This is a genomic window from Rhodococcus sp. MT28, assembly GCF_058792695.1.
Map to the genome: position 1 here is coordinate 252,903 of NZ_JBXAFD010000001.1, position 15,775 is coordinate 268,677.

The 15,775-nt window shown below is 60.4% G+C and carries 8 protein-coding genes; 1 reads left to right on the plus strand and 7 read right to left on the minus strand.

What is annotated here, in order from left to right; translation table 11 throughout:
• Nucleotides 1-25: 25 nt before the first annotated feature.
• From AC1Q6C_RS01170 to AC1Q6C_RS01180, 3 genes are read right to left on the minus strand one after another with little or no spacing between them, the layout of a single operon-like run.
• Nucleotides 26-1,828: a glycosyltransferase family 2 protein gene (locus AC1Q6C_RS01170; RefSeq protein ID WP_492666336.1), complete on the minus strand. Its 1,803-nt coding sequence runs from the start codon at nt 1,826-1,828 to the stop codon at nt 26-28.
• Nucleotides 1,818-3,092, minus strand: coding sequence for a polysaccharide biosynthesis protein (locus AC1Q6C_RS01175; RefSeq protein ID WP_116058046.1), 1,275 nt, complete (start codon nt 3,090-3,092; stop codon nt 1,818-1,820). Before AC1Q6C_RS01175 ends, AC1Q6C_RS01170 begins: the two co-directional genes overlap by 11 nt.
• Complete coding sequence (locus tag AC1Q6C_RS01180; protein WP_193604713.1) at nt 3,092-4,045, minus strand: glycosyltransferase family 2 protein; 954 nt, start codon at nt 4,043-4,045, stop codon at nt 3,092-3,094. Before AC1Q6C_RS01180 ends, AC1Q6C_RS01175 begins: the two co-directional genes overlap by 1 nt.
• A gap of 228 nt (nt 4,046-4,273) precedes the next feature.
• On the opposite strand from AC1Q6C_RS01180, the gene AC1Q6C_RS01185 reads away from it, so the two are divergent.
• Complete coding sequence (locus tag AC1Q6C_RS01185) at nt 4,274-5,200, plus strand: endonuclease/exonuclease/phosphatase family protein (protein ID WP_052416977.1); 927 nt, start codon at nt 4,274-4,276, stop codon at nt 5,198-5,200.
• A gap of 2,215 nt (nt 5,201-7,415) precedes the next feature.
• On the opposite strand, the gene AC1Q6C_RS01190 is transcribed toward AC1Q6C_RS01185, so the two are convergent.
• The 4 genes from AC1Q6C_RS01190 to AC1Q6C_RS01205 form a co-directional block, all read right to left on the minus strand.
• Nucleotides 7,416-8,201: a glycosyltransferase family 2 protein gene (locus AC1Q6C_RS01190; protein WP_064443929.1), complete on the minus strand. Its 786-nt coding sequence runs from the start codon at nt 8,199-8,201 to the stop codon at nt 7,416-7,418.
• Between the two features lie 277 nt (nt 8,202-8,478).
• The gene (locus AC1Q6C_RS01195; protein ID WP_116058045.1) at nt 8,479-9,459 is read right to left on the minus strand and encodes a nucleoside triphosphate pyrophosphohydrolase; all 981 of its coding nucleotides are present in this window, start codon (nt 9,457-9,459) and stop codon (nt 8,479-8,481) included.
• Nucleotides 9,437-13,063: a transcription-repair coupling factor gene (gene mfd, locus AC1Q6C_RS01200; RefSeq protein WP_064444237.1), complete on the minus strand. Its 3,627-nt coding sequence runs from the start codon at nt 13,061-13,063 to the stop codon at nt 9,437-9,439. Before mfd ends, AC1Q6C_RS01195 begins: the two co-directional genes overlap by 23 nt.
• Before the next feature lie 128 nt (nt 13,064-13,191).
• Nucleotides 13,192-15,774, minus strand: a complete 2,583-nt coding sequence (locus tag AC1Q6C_RS01205; RefSeq protein WP_492666337.1) for a glycosyl hydrolase 2 galactose-binding domain-containing protein — start codon at nt 15,772-15,774, stop codon at nt 13,192-13,194.
• Nucleotide 15,775 lies beyond the last annotated feature (1 nt).

A 15,775-nucleotide genomic window follows, 5' to 3' on the forward strand; every position in this document is an offset into this window, starting at 1 on the left:
AGCTCGTTACGCTCCTTCAATCTCGTCATGACCGCCGGAACCCCGACAGGACAGCCCCGATACGTCGCTTGAGGTTTTCGCGACCGGAAACTTCCGGGCGATTATCGAGGGTGAGAAGTCGAACTAGAGATGCTCCGATGGTAGCGAGACTGGGAATCACGAGCTGCGAAAAGGGATAGTACTCCTCGATTGTGGTCATCAGGAATGTCATCAGCACGACGATCGAGATCCCCAGGGCCGGAACAGCTGCGACCCGTACGTAGCCAGGTTGATCAGGCATGTACGACATAATTGCCGCACCCGGGCCGACCGCGACAAAAACGATCACGGCTACACCGGTGAGAGCGCCGATCGCGCCCAGGCCGGCGCCGACCAGACCACAAACTCCACCGACCAATCCCAGAATTGCCAGTCTGTGCTCGTCGGTCGGCCACCGCGCGTCAACCATCGCAGTCGCCCGACGAATCGACCTAGCGCCGGGAAATTCGACGGCTATCGAACTGCGCACCGGGCGCGTTCCCTTCGGGAGAAGTGGTCGCCCCCGCAATCCCCCCAAACGCGAGCGCACCAACGCTGCGGGGCCTCGCAACAATGCGCGCCGCTCGATCCAAGGCAATTTGTCAAGATCGGGTGTAAGTCGAATCTGACCTTCTTCAGGTTGGGAGACGCTCCCGAAGTGCGAAAGTCCCTTGACCATACGCGTCGCCAACATCATCGCTATTCGCGGATCCATAGCGAGTTTCGTCAACCAGGCTCCCAGGCCGAGGCCGTAGTCGGCCATCTGTTTACTCAATCCCGCTGAATCGATGCGATGGCGGTGCCAGACTCGCGCAGCAGGCGCGTAGACCAGCGCACCCCCGTCGAGAATGACCCTGACGAACATGTCGATATCTTCACCGCCGCCTGACGGCGATCCCACCCCTAGCCCCTCGTCGAATCCGCCGAGTTCGAGCATCACGGATCGTCTTACCGCGAAATTGGCACCCGTCCCGAAATCGCCCACACGGAAAGGGAACAGAGCGTCGTTCTCAGGCGGAGCTGACAAGCGGTACGTCGTTCGCACAAGATTCTTCGACCAACTCACGCGACGATCGAAAAAGGCTTGAGCAGGAGTCGATACCTCACCTGTCGGCACGAGACCTGTGACGATGTGGACGTCCTCCGCGACTGCGAATCCGCCGACCAACTCACGGAGCCAGTCCTTGTCAATCACGACATCGTCATCCGTAAATGCCACGAACTCTTCAGCGGCCGCAACTAGGCCTATGTTTCGTGCCTTGGACAGGCCACGTTCCGGCGCATCAACGATCCGAACTCCGGCGAAAGCGTCCACTATCGGCGGTGTCAACCCGGACGAAGGATCGTTGTCCACGACAAGCACGTCGTAGTTTCGGTAGTCGAGATCGGCGAGTGAAGTCAAAACTTCACGGAGCATGTCCGGTCGATTCATCGTGCAAATGATCAATGTGACAGGCACTTCGGGAACCTGTGAAGTGGTTACAGGCTCGGAATCCGGCAAGTAGGCCAGTACTTCCTTCGATCTGATCATTCCGTTCGCGACTTGAACCTCGACAAAGGCAAATGATCCGTTGAGTCGGGCGACCAGCAGGCGAGCACGTCCGTACGCTGTTCCCCCGGTCAATTCGATGACACTCGATGCAAGTAGCTCCCACTCGTCCACCTGACCTATCCAAATGGCCCCTGCCCACAATTCGATTCCGGCCGTCGGCGTCATCACCGGATCGAGATTCGTGAGTCCATCACGCCGAAGGCCCTGTGCGGCTGGCTCACCGGCGTCCTGATTTCTGACATTTTCTTCAAACCTCATACTGAAACACCCGCCTTCTTATTGCATCTCGACGCCGAGCTATCCCGAAGACTGCGGCGATGCTGGCCGCCGTCTGGGCCACACCGACCGCAACCGCAGCACCCACAGCTCCCCAGAGAAAGCACGCGAAAGGCAAGACCACCATGAGAAGTCCGGCGAACAGACCGTTGATGACCACCAATGGTCCGATCTCGCGCCTCGCTCGCTGCAACGCAGACCACACCACGAACATCGTTCTCATCAACGACCCGATCGCAAGGATGATCACGACAAGTTCGGCATCCAAATCCAGATACTCGGGATCGAGTATTCCGAAGATAATCGGTGCACCCAGCGAGACCAATACCCCGCCCACAGCGACCAGAACAGAAACCCTCACAAACAAAACCAACGCCATCTTGGAACCATCTTTCGGGTTCTTCGAGGCGTGAACCACGAGGGAAGTCCCCATGGCAGAGCCGACGAATTCGAGAGTCTGTGCGATGCTCATCGAAAGAGAGAAAACTGCGCCCTGAACTGGACCGGAATAGGCGGTGACGAGAAATGGCATCAGAAGGATCACCCCGACACCCATGGCTTGGGTCGGGACAGCTTGCCCGCACATTCTCACGACCTCAGCCGACGCGTTGCCTTCAGTCCACAGGCCAGGGGGCGAGGTAGCCGATCGCCGTTCGACGATGCGGCCGATCATCAACCGCATGAACACAACCGACGCTCCGCCTACCACGACCGTCGACATGACCACCGGTTGCCAATTCGCTAACCACACCAACGCGAGAAGAACACCAATGCGACCAGCGCTGACGATCCCGTTGATCAAGGGCAACTTCCGGGACTCGTCCAAACTGGTCAAAGTGCTGTTCTGCAGAATGAACATGCCCCAGACGACAACACCCACAAACACTAGGCAGGCAACCGGAATCGAGCCCCTCACTTCCGGAATGAACCAAACCGCCGCGACCGCTGCAATGACGCCCACAGGAACCGACAACATGTAGAACACCTGCAGACCTCGCCGGTGCACGGCGCCGAGGCTTGCACCTGCTGCGGGCATCATCGAATTGAAGACATCGCCGACTCCGGTACCGATTACCATTGCCGGAGCGGTAACGAGCGCAAGCAGCGCTGTCATGACGCCCAGCTGTGCCGGCGGTAAAACTACAGCCGCGACTGCCCAAAATCCCATGCCTAGTGCGGCATTGATGACCTGGGACGACGCCATCGACGCTGCATCCGCGTAGATTCGCGGTCCCTTGTTCGTCATCACGGGCCTACAAAGTGCCGACGCCTGCACACGATAGCGGACAGGGCGCCCATACCCGCCGAAACGATTCCGGCAACTACGGCCCCTGCCCTCGACAGGGACACCCGACCCCCCAAGACGTATCGCCGAAGCCCGCTGGTGAGAACACTGCGCACGTAGTCACGCTCATCGTCGAGTTCCTCCGAGCCGTTCCGGTCGTCTCGCAGTTCGATCTTTCCCTTCCCCTCGGAATAGCAGCGGGCCAGGAAGAAGCGAAACGTGCTGCGTTCCAAAGGAATATCGTGATCGATCACCGATGTCGGCACGTACATCCAATGAAAGTCGTTGCCAAGTTCCGCCATTCGGATACACAGGTCGGTATCCTCGGGTTGCGATCGCTCGCCGCTCTTGCCGAACCCGACTCGAAATCCTCCGACCGCGCGGAAAGCCGCTGTACGAACGGCCATGCTGCCACTCCAGACGTTGCGAACACGGGAGGTCTCGATCGGCATTCCGTGAAACGATTCTCCGACGACCCACCCGAATTCGTCCGGAAACCAATTAGGCTTGGGTGATCGCCATACTGCCCTGTACCGTCCGCCCGTCCCGACGACCCGCTCGTCCGCGAACGGTTTGATCAGCTCCGACAACCAGCTGCTGTCAGCGATCTCGTCGTCATCGATGAAGGCAGTGTAGGGCGTCGACACGACAGCAACTCCAGCGTTGCGAGCGCCAGACGCACCTCGAGGCCCGTCCTCGTAGGAGATCACACAGATGCCCGGCATTTCGCGGCGCAAGGTGTGCGCGAGCGAGCGATTGTGGTCGACCGCAACGATGATCTCGGCAGGCTGCAAGGTCTGCGCTGCAATCGAATGAACAGCAGCAACTATCCCCCGCAACCGCTCCATCGAATAACAAGCCATGACGACGCTTACCGCACCGCTATTCGAATTGAGGCCATGTCGTGTGACCATGGTCACGTCTCCAATCATCGTGCCGGCCGATTTCCCGTCCCGCTCGCGTCCGGACCACCGCCTGGACACACAGACCAAAACATCTCAGTCGCCACAAAAGCCCAGATTGACAGACTATCGGTCTGTTCTTTGGCTATTTACTTGACGGTTCCCCCGCCGACTGTCGTGGACCAATGTACCCCAGTAACGTCCCAGCGATCATTTCACCGATGCGGTACAACCGAGGTTGTGACGTTTCTGAAATGGGCATGCTGGACCACCCTCGTCGTGGGCGCAGGACTGCTCGTCCTTCGATACTTGCCGCTACGCAACCCCGCACTGCTTTCACTGGTGATCGCAGTGCCATACCTACCGCTCGCAATGGTGCCTGCAACGCTGACATTGCTCGCCACTCGCGAGTGGGTCGGCTCGATCATCGGGCTGGCGATGATCATGTTTGCAATCGGCACACAGGTCGCGGTGCCCGTCACCCCGCCTCGGACAGGCGAGGCCATGCGAATCATGTCGATCAATGTCGCAAAGGGTGCGGCCGACGTGGACGCAGTCGTCGATGCAGCGAGACTTCACAACGTCGACGCTGTCGCGGTACAGGAATTGACCCCGGCCTTTGCGGCCGCACTGGAAGTTGCAGGAATGCCCGGGATCTTCCCGTTCAGCGTCATCCGGCCAGACAATGACGCACGAGGAACCGGACTGTGGAGCCGATTCCCGATCAGCGAACCCCGTCAAATGGAAGGGTTCGGGTTTGCCTGCGTCGCAGGAACAATCGAATTCAAAGGCGGAAAATACGACCTGGTGGCGACACACATCACAGCCCCGATACAAGATCAGGATTCCACGAACTGGATCAATGAACTCGCACAAATCCGCGCACTATTGGACACGAATCTCAACCCACTCGTTATCGCCGGCGACTTCAACGCAACCGTCGATCACAGACAGTTTCGAGGTTTACTGCATGGTGGAACGCAGGATGCCGCGAGGCAGGCTGGTCGGTTCTACGTGAACACCTTTCCCGCGAACTGGTCGTGGCCGCCATTCGCCGCTCTCGACCATATTCTCGTCCCGCCCGAACTGACGGCGACAACGTTCGATACCGTCGAGATCGCCGGCTCCGACCACCTCGCAATCGTGAGCACACTCGTTCAGCGCTGACGAAAGTCAACTTTCCGCAACTGTCTGGCAATTTCCAAAACAAACCTGTAGATTGTTTTGGGGCAGATCAGCTGTCGATGAGTACGTTCTCGACTGAGGACATCCTCTCAGTCCAATCGGATGTCGAAGGATTCAGATGCGGTTAGCGCGCGGTCACGTCGAACCGGCAAGCTCGACATGTCATTTCGGAGCGTCACCGAGCACTGCTGGGAACACCATCGAGATAAACAAGAGCGCATCCTCAACGCATGTGGCCACCGATGGCGGAAAGTTCACGACTTGGTTCGGCAACGAGGCTTCGCCACTGTTCGGCACACTGCACGTTCCGGCTGGGGGCACAGCACGCGGAGGGGTCGTGCTGTGCCCTCCGATCGGAAAGGAGCATGTCGATTCTTATCGCGGCCTGATGCTCCTGGCTCAAAAACTTTGCGCGCAGGGCATGTTAGTCCTTCGGTTCGACTATCTAGGCACAGGGGACTCGTCCGGTGAACAGACCCGAGAAGACGCTGTCCAGATATGGGAGTCGAGCGTCGTGGAGGCTGCTGAGTTTCTCCAGTCCTGCGGAGTTCGCGAGATCACACTGGTCGGGCTGCGAGTAGGCGCGTTGGTCGCAACTTCCGCGGCGTCGAGGATACGAGATATGACGACGCTGGTACTTTGGGACCCCGTCATCCGTGGGCGCACGTTCGTTCAGCAGCAGAAGGCATTGAATCGGCTCACAGCGGCCCCCGATGCCGACGATCCACTCATCCCGCTCGTCGGGATGTCGGTGCACCCACTTGCTGCACAACGTCTTTCGGGTATGAATCTCACTGCGCTCCCCATCGACCCTTCAATTAAGGTCCTAGTTGCGTCGCGGCCAGAGCACGCCGACACTGCACGAGTAAGACAACTCGTAGAATCACTGTCAGCTGACCACATGAACATCGACGGCCAGGCCCCCTTCATCGAGCCAGCCGACTTCGCGGTCCAAATACCCTGGCATACAGTGTCTTCTCTGGCGCAATGGATTGGCGATTCGACGCGCTCGCCACGCACAAGTGTCACCGCACATCTTCGTCATTCCACGACCTTGTTGAACTCTCAGTTCGAAATCCCGATCACCGAATACATCTCCTACGCCGGCACGAACCGTATGCTGACTATCCGCACAGCGCCGGCCTCGAGCATCCCCGGCGGCCCGACTCTAGTTCTATATGGCACCGCGTCCGAACACCGGATCGGTCCCAGTCGCCTTTGGGTTGAGTTGGCAAGAGAGTTGGCAGGCTACGGAATCACGACTATCCGCTTCGACCGCACTTCAACCGGCGAAACGACCGCTGCGCAGGATCGAGAAATCAGCACCATCTACACACCCGAGCAACGCGCTGATGGCGTAGAGGCGGCCAGAAACGCTGGCGTGTGCCCAGAAAACCTGGTAGTTGCCGGCTTGTGCTCCGGATCGTGGAGTGCCGCAATCGCTGCCGCAGAACTCGGAGCAAATCGCGCAATACTAGTCAACCCCCTTCGGTGGACTACGCGACAATTAGAGTTCACGCGAAGCCAGTCTCTCGCGCCTGCAGAATGCTCGCGAGGAACCTTCGCCCTTCGAGCACACAACTGGGCCGTCAGGTTCAAGGACAAGCTTCGTGACCGATTGCCGTATCGCGTCTGGCTCGCATTGGGTCGGATTGGTCTCGTGCAGGTCCCAGAGGTGCTTCTCGCGCCGTTGGTCCAAGCAGGCGTCGCAACGACAGTGCTTGTATCACCAACCGATGAGGAATGGTTTAACGAGAATCGCGGTCGCAGCGGAGTCCAACGCCTACGGAAAGCGTTCGGCACCATCGAGATTCGACAGCTTTCGCAGGGTGATCACGCGTTGATCGGACCAAGGATTCGCGCCTCGGTTCACAAGGAAATGAAGAATTCAATCTTGACGACGTTTGGAATCCCGAGTTCACGACTACTCTCAGTGCCGCCGGAGGCTTTGAGTGATTCGGCTCAGGAGACCACTGCTGCGGCGAAATCGAGTGCATTCACATAAGCCACAATCACTCCCCGACCGCAAGTGCCGGTGGGCGTCATTTGCATGTCCGCAGCGACACTGCAGATTCGAACCGGTGAGGCGAAATGTCGACATCCAACAATGTTGGCACATCGAGATCGTCTCGTGCGGGGATTGAACGTAGGAAGGCCCTCCCGCCGGACAGGTGGGAGGGCCTTCGCCAGTCACCGACTACTTTGCGCGAGCCGCTTCCCGTAGCGGAACCCGACGCTCACTCCGGATGGTTCGCAGTACTCGAAATCCGTCACGTACTGCGTTGAGATTGCTCTCGCCATAGATACGGTCGCGCTCGTAGCTCGGCACTTCGGATATCTTCAGTCCTGCATTGGCTACCCGAACATTGATCAAGGTTTCGATCTCGAAACCGTCGCCCCATTGCGCCTCCGCGGTACCAGTCTCCGGCAGGTTCATGACAGGTATGTGGCGACGCCAGAACGCGTTGTAGCCGTAGCATAGGTCGCTGAAAGACGCACGGAACTTGATGTTTACGATTCCATTCAGTGCTTTGTTTCCAAGTTTACGAGAAAAAGTGATGTCATCGCTCCCCCCTCCTTGCGCAAACCGTGTCCCCTTGGCAAAGTCGGCCCCCTGCACAAGCGCATCGACGAACAAAGGAATCTCCGCAGGGTCCGTCGAACCGTCAGCGTCGATCATGACGACAATGTCACTCGTTGCCGCCCGAAATCCACATGCGAGTGCGTTGCCTTTCCCTCGTCTCGTCTGCGTTACGATCGTCGCCTTCGGCCACAACCGCTTGGCAACATCCACCGAATCATCGACCGAATGGCCATCGACGAAAACGATCTCATCGATTCCGTCAGGCATCCGTTCTGCAACGTAAGGCAGATTTTTCGCCTCATTCATCGCCGGCACCACCACCGTCACAGAGGGACGCTGTGAAGCCGGTGCATGCTCCTGCTCGGATATCTGGATGCGGTCAGTTGTGTCCACGCTCATTGGTCCTCTGTCTCCCCGGTTGCGTCCCCCGCCAGATATCAAAAACGGTGAACCTTTGGCTTCAAGCAAATAGTTGGCCAACCGCCGAACGCCCCACCGTCCGACGAAGACTGGCTCGCCTCTCGCTTGACCTGTACCGAACCAACGGTTGGTACCCCCAACCCTGCACGTAGAGCGGCACGGTTTGCTTGTCTGGAGATAAACATACCTTGAGTTTGTTTATTTCGCAGCCTCGAACTCAGGTGACCTTCCACTCAGCTACAGAACGGCAATCAAATCACGGGAGCCGCCGAATTCGCCAAGCATCAGCCCACCGTGCGGTCGAACGAGCAGAAGGCTCCTCGCCCTGCACATTCACCGAATTTCTCGCCGACGACTGAATCATCGACTCCGCATCACGAAAGTGTTCAGCAAAGCGCTGAGCCTCGAGGCGAAGAGCCTCGTCGGCGTCAAGGGACCGCGCAACCGCGTCCCGCAACTCAACCGGTACCAGGTCCTCGGGGAACCCTCCACGGACAGCCCTCTTCACATACTGCTCAGCCAGCATCGCTGCGGGTTGGCTTTGTGCAATGCCGTCGAGCTCTGAGGCACGCGACTTCTCCTCCGCCTTTCGCTGATCCCATGCTCGCTCCTGCGCCGCAATGTCGACCGACTCCGACGGTTCGCCGGCCAGGTGTGGGCTCCGGTGGCAGAGTTTCGCCACCAATGCGCCGGCAATCGTGTCTATGTCGACTGGCGGTGCAGTTGGCTCGCACTCCGCTATCCGTGCATGAAACAACACCTGCAACAAAAGGTCACCGAGTTCCTCGTTCAGCGCCTCGCGGTCGCCGGCCAGAATCGCATCGAGCACCTCATACGTCTCTTCCAGGAGGTAGTTCGACAAGCTCTCGTGAGTCTGAGCAACCTCCCAGCCGCCAAAACTCCACATCCGGTCCATCAACGCACTCGCTGCGACGAGTCCGTCGCCCTTCACGCTTTCAGCGGCAATCAAACGTGCACCATCCTCGAGCCTGCTGCGCGCCGCCTCACACTCGCGGTCGGTCGTCACCAATACCCGGGCGCCGGGTACAGACTCGGCAAATCGGTCCCGAACCTGCGATGGCACATCTTCGGCAATCTCGACAGGACCGGCGAGGGCAGTCAAGGCATCAATTGGAACGGACATGGGGCGAAACGGGTCGAGCACGACCACAGTCGGCTGGTGGTCGCCATCTGATATCTCGTTCACCGTGTGCTCACGCCTCGACCAGGACGGCACCGGCGGCGCGCCCGTCAATCGCCAGGATGAAGTCCGCGATGTACTGGAGCAATTCGACGTCCCGCAGGCGATCCGAGCCGACTCCGCCGGTGCGAGGCAGCGGGAGTTGCACGAGCCCGGTCGTTGCCCGGTACTGCGCGCTCGGATAGATCCTCTTGAGCCTGATCTGTTTGGAATCGGGCAGTGACATAGGCGAGATCTTGAGCTGAGTTCCGGTGACGGCGACTTCCTCCAGTTGATACTCGCGGCAGAGCAGTCGAAGCTTGGCCACCGAGATCAGCCGTCGAACCTCTTCGGGCAGTGGGCCGTAGCGATCGACCAGTTCTTCGACTACGGCAGCGATGCCGTCGGAATCAGTTGCCGCAGCGAGCTTGCGGTACCCCTCCAACCTGAGCCTGTCACTGGTGACGTAGTCGGGCGGGATGTGCGCGTCCACCGGTAGGTCGATCCGGACTTCCTTCGTGCCCTCGTCCATTGTGATCGGTTTGCCGTCGGCTGCAGCCCGGAAGGCTTCGACCGCCTCACCGACCAGCCTGACGTACAGATCGAACCCGACCCCCGCGACGTGGCCGGACTGCTCTGCGCCCAGAACGTTTCCGGCTCCACGGATTTCGAGGTCCTTCATCGCGACGGCCATACCCGCGCCGAGGTCCGAATTCTGCGAAATCGTTGCCAGTCGGTCGTATGCCGTTTCCGTCAAAGGCTTTTCGGCCGGGTACAGGAAATAGGCGTATCCACGTTCACGACTACGCCCGACGCGTCCGCGAAGCTGATGCAACTGCGAGAGGCCCAGCGAATCCGCGCGTTCGACGATCAGTGTGTTCGCGTTCGAGATGTCCAGACCGGTTTCGATGATCGTGGTACAGACCAACACGTCGAAGTCGCGTTCCCAGAATCCTTGCACGGTCTTTTCGAGAGTGTCCTCGTTCATCTGACCGTGCGCGACGACGACGCGAGCCTCCGGGACGAGTTCGCGGATCTTCTTGGCTGCCTTGTCGATCGAGCTGACACGGTTGTGAACGTAGAAGACCTGACCGTCGCGCAGAAGTTCACGCCGGATGGCCGCGGCAACCTGCTTGTCCGCATACGCGCCGACGTACGTGAGGATAGGATGACGTTCTTCCGGCGGTGTGAGGATCGTGGACATTTCACGGATCCCGGCCATGCTCATCTCGAGAGTACGAGGAATCGGGGTAGCCGACATCGTCAGGACGTCGACGTGGGTGCGTAGCGCCTTGATGTGTTCCTTGTGCTCGACTCCGAATCGCTGTTCCTCGTCGACGATCACAAGCCCGAGGTCCTTCCAGCGAATACCGGTCTGCAGCAACCGGTGAGTACCGACGACGATGTCGATCTCACCTTCCGCCATGCCGGCGATGATTTCCTTCGAGTCCTTGGCGTCGGTGAACCGGGACAGCCCTCGCACCTTCACCGGGAACGACGACATTCGTTCGGTGAAGGTCTGAAGATGTTGCTGTGCAAGCAGAGTCGTCGGCACCAGCACCGCCACCTGCTTGCCGTCCTGCACTGCCTTGAACGCGGCGCGGACGGCGATCTCCGTCTTGCCGTACCCGACGTCACCGATGACCACCCGGTCCATCGGAACCGGCTTCTCCATGTCGGCCTTGACCTCACTGATAACGGTCAACTGGTCGATCGTCTCGGTGAACGCGAATGCGTCTTCGAGTTCCTTCTGCCACGGTGTGTCCGGGCCGAACGCATGCCCGGGAGCAGCCTGACGCGCTGCGTAGAGCTGAACCAGCTCGCCCGCGATCTCACGAACTGCCTTGCGGGCCTTACGCTTTGTGTTTGCCCAGTCGGATCCACCGAGCTTGCTCAGCGCCGGCAACTCTCCACCGACGTATCGGGAGAGTTGATCGAGCGATTCCATCGGGACGAACAGACGATCGCCCGGGTGACCGCGCTTGCTCGGCGCGTATTCGATGACCAGGTATTCACGACGCGCCCCACCGATGGTGCGTTCGACCATTTCGACGAACCGGCCGATACCGTGCTGATCATGCACGACCATGTCCCCTGCCGACAGCGCGAGGGGATCAACCTGATTGCGGCGCTTGGCCGGCAAGCGCTTTCCGTCGCCGACCGCGGCAACGCGGTTGCCGGTCAGATCGGACTCGGTGACGATCACCATCCCAGGCGTCGAGTCGTCGCCGGCGAGTACCAGTCCGTCATGCAGTGATCCGCGGAGCACCGCGACCTGTCCACGGGCGGGGGTAACGCCGGCATCGAGCATCTTGGCGGGCACTTCGGCTTCACCGAGTCGCTCCACGACGCGGCTTGCGGTTCCGGCACCTGCCACCACGATCGCCGCGCGACCGCCCGTGCTCACGTGCGCCCGAAGGCTGACGAACAGCTCGGCCAACAGGTCGTCGGAACCGCGCACCTGCGGTGCCGCATGCACCGGGAGTTCGAGTTCTTCACCGTTTCCCGACGCCAGCGGGCTGACTGTCCACCAGGGTCTGCCGGCAGCTTCGGCAGATTCGCGAACATGACGAAGCGACCGGTACGCGGAGGCACCGAGATCGACTCCTCCGCCGTTGAGGATCGACGTGTCGAGCGGTGCAGCGCCGCCGATCGACGCCGCCGTCCACGATGCTTCCAAGAATTCCTGGCCGGTGCGCACCAGGTCGGTGGCGCGGGTGCGCACCTTTTCCGGATCACACAGAAGAATGTGCGCCCCTTCAGGAAGTACATCGGAAAGTAGCTGCAGTTCACCGGGTTTGAGAACCGGGAGCAGAGCTTCCATCCCCTCGACGGGGATACCTGCCGAGATCTTGTCCAGCATCTCGACCAACGACGCGTCAGCCTGGTTCTCAGCAGCGAGTGCGGCAGCTCGATCACGAACATCAGCTGTCAAAATCAGTTCACGACACGGCGGCGCGATCACGGAATCGACGTCGACGTCCGCTAGCGAACGCTGATCGGCAACTGAGAAGTAGCGAAGCTCCGATACCTCGTCACCCCAGAATTCGATACGGACCGGATGATCCGCCGTCGGCGAGAACAGGTCGAGAATGCCACCACGGACCGCGAACTCACCACGCTTTCCCACCATGTCGACGCGGCTGTACGCCATCTCCACCAGACGAACCAGAACGGAATCGAAATCGATCTCGGTGCCGACGCGCAACGTGATCGGTTCTATCTCGCCCAGGCCTGGTGCCATCGGCTGAACGAGAGAGCGCACCGTGGTGACGATCACCCGAAGAGGCGATCCGTACGAGGCGTCGTCTGGTCTGGCGAGTCTGCGCAGTACCTCCACCCGTCGCCCAACGGTATCCGCGCTCGGCGACAGTCGCTCGTGCGGCAATGTTTCCCACGACGGAAACTGCGCCACGCCTCCACCGAGCATCTCGGTGAGTTCCGAAGTCAGATCGTCGGCTTCACGACCGGTGGCCGTCACCAGCAGCACCGGCGTGCGAGCGGCGAGTGCAGCGGCGATGAACGGCCGAGCCGGCTTCGGAGCCACGATGTCCAAGGCGGCCGAGCCGATGGATTCGATCACCGGAGTGAACGCGGCATCTGCGAGGGCGACCTCGGCGAGTCCAGCGAGCGCAGTCTGGGCAGAGGACAAGGAAGTCAACGAACGCGCTCCTGAACAGTAATGACGGGTTGCGGACGCACAGCCCGAGCGCAATATCCCCACCGAGGCAGAGTTGTGCGCCGGTTCGATTCTATCGGTGTGCGATCTCGCAGCGCAGTCCGATCCGTTCAGTTTCCCGTAGCACTCGTCTTCTTCGACGTCCGCTTGGACGGCGAGGATTGTGTGACCGGAGTGATCGGCGGCGCCACGGCCACACTCACGTGCGAGTTGAGCGCCCGAACGCGACCGATCACTTTCGTCGCCTGACCGGTTCTCCGTAGGCGTACAGTCCTGCGACCGTTCGGCGCGAGGTGGAACCAGGAGTCTTCGGGCTCGAAGCCCTGCAGTTCGAGGGCAACGTATTGGGCTGAAGCATCCGTCGAGACGTCGACTACCCACTCCGAGTCACCGACGTTGCGCGCTGTGGCAACAAGTCCGACCGATCGCTCGCGAGGCCGCGCCGAGCCACCCAGGAGGTGGACCACTTCGTCCACCATCTCGCCGTCTTCGTCCTCGAGTGTGACGGTGACGGCGTCGTATGTCCGCGCCCCGAACCGAAAGACGTGAGTGAGGTCGGTGAAACGGCCGACAAGGCTGTCCACGGACCAGGTCAGACTTGAATGCGCTTCCACCTTGACCGGTAGCGCGACGTCGACCGGGACGACACCTGACCGACTGTGCGCTCGAAACCTGATCTCGCCGACGACAGGTTCGGCGGTCTCGTTGATCGCGTCGAGCCTCAATCCGTCCATACCGTCGTCCGTGACGAGGAGCGCAATCGGTTTGGCGCTCCTACGGAGCACGAACCACGGAGCTTTGGGGCTGCCGCTCCAATCGAGGACCCCCCATCCCGGTCCGGGCTCCAGGTCTCGCAGTGCGAGTGTCAAGGCGCCGTCGCACCGAGAGTCCGGGCGACGCCAGTATCCGAGCGTCGATGCGAACGCCTCACATACAGCTGCTCGCCCCAGGTCGAGATAGCGTTCCGGGTCGGACCACCGGACTTCACGAGCGTCTTCACCGAAAAGCGCGTAGACGTAGTGGTCCCGAACATCTTCGAAATCCCACGACGATCCGTTGTCCCTAGGCACCGCGGCTTTCCATGCCGGGTGGTGCCCCGCGACGGCGAGTGAACCGAATTCGTTCTCGATCACGGCATTCGACGGTGGAATCGAAAATGCCAATGATTCGGTCGCAAAACGTACTCGCGCGCTGAGCACGTCGGCCAGTGGACGACGATAGGCACCCACCCCGAAGTAGTGAGCGACCCCGCTTCCGACATGCGTTGCCAATTGCTCGCCCCCGCGAGGCGCCGAGGGGGACGACGTCACGTACTCGAGTTCGGGTGCCACCGTCGAGATCAACTCCGGCAGTCTCGAATGAATGAGCGGGATGTGTTGATCGACCAAGCCCAGCATGGTCGGCTGCTGTTCGGTCTCGCTGCCGCCGCAGAAGACTGCCAAAGCGGGATTTCCGCGCACTCTGTACAAGAACTCGGTGACCTCGGAGGCAACGAGTTCGAAGAATTCGTCGGTGTCGGGCGGATCGAGCGTCGCCAACATCATGTCCTGCCACACGAGAATGCCCAGTCGCGCGCATTCCTCCCAGAAGTGGTCGCTCTCGTAGACCATCGTCCCCGGGATTCGAATCATGTTCAGGCCGGCCTCTGCCAGGCGTTCCAAGACGCGAGTGGTGCCGGCGTCGCCTTGAAGCGAGATCGGGTCGGTCGGCACCCACACCGAACCACGGCAGTACACCCGGATGCCGTTGACATACAAACGGAATCCACCATCGGATCTGTCGACCTCCACCGTCCGGAAGCCAACTGAACCGAGATGCTCGGAGACTCCGACCGCTTCCATCGTCACCGGATAAGTGCGCGGGGTGCCATGAGTGTGCGGCCACCACAACTTCGCTTCCGGCACTTCGACGACGCCGGACACCTCGAGAAATCCATCCGGTCCGGCGGATACAGCCAATTGCCGCGAGTGTTCGCCGACACGCACGGTCACGTACTCCAGCGAGGCCGGCAATCCGGTGAGCCGAGCACTGACGGCAACGCGACCGGTTGTGCCGTCAACACTCGCATGCTTGACAGCAGAGACTACGGCGACAATCCCCTTGTCCAACAAGCGGATACCCCGCCACGGACCCACCGGTACCGGCACACCACTGAACACGGGAGCCATACCGAGCATCGTGGTTCGGATCCACCGAAGGCCCTGCTCACGGACCATCGACGAGCGCCAACGTCCTCGAGGACGCCTCGATCTCAAAATCGCGGAGAGAGAATGAAAATGAACAGCCACCTGGACACGTTTACCAGCGCCGACTCCGGCCGGAATGCTCACTTCCCCAGGTGCGAACATGGATTCAGTGGACGCGACACGGACACCGCCGATCCAGACATCCGCAAACGCCGTCATACCGTCGAACTGGAGCAGCCACGACCCCTCACCAGTCGTGGCCACGGTAGTCACGAACCACCAGTCCGACGATGAAACGGATGATTCTGAAACAGACGACGAAACGGACTTTGTGCGTCCGGCGTCCGTTTGCGCCGCACGTAACGCACCGACGACTGTTCCAGGCACGGACGCTGCGACCCACTCGGTCACGGCTTCGAGGGCATCCGGGTCAGATATGGATCCGGGTTCGGTTGCAGCGCATCGCCATATCGCGCCGGCCAGCAGGTCTGCTGACGAACGTGGCACT

Coding starts and splice junctions, on each gene's coding strand:
- AC1Q6C_RS01180 (WP_193604713.1), bottom strand. CDS start 4,045: ATGGTCACACGACATGGCCTCAATTCGAATAGCGGTGCGGTAAGCGTC.
- AC1Q6C_RS01170 (WP_492666336.1), bottom strand. CDS start 1,828: ATGAGGTTTGAAGAAAATGTCAGAAATCAGGACGCCGGTGAGCCAGCC.
- AC1Q6C_RS01175 (WP_116058046.1), bottom strand. CDS start 3,092: ATGACGAACAAGGGACCGCGAATCTACGCGGATGCAGCGTCGATGGCG.
- AC1Q6C_RS01190 (WP_064443929.1), bottom strand. CDS start 8,201: ATGAGCGTGGACACAACTGACCGCATCCAGATATCCGAGCAGGAGCAT.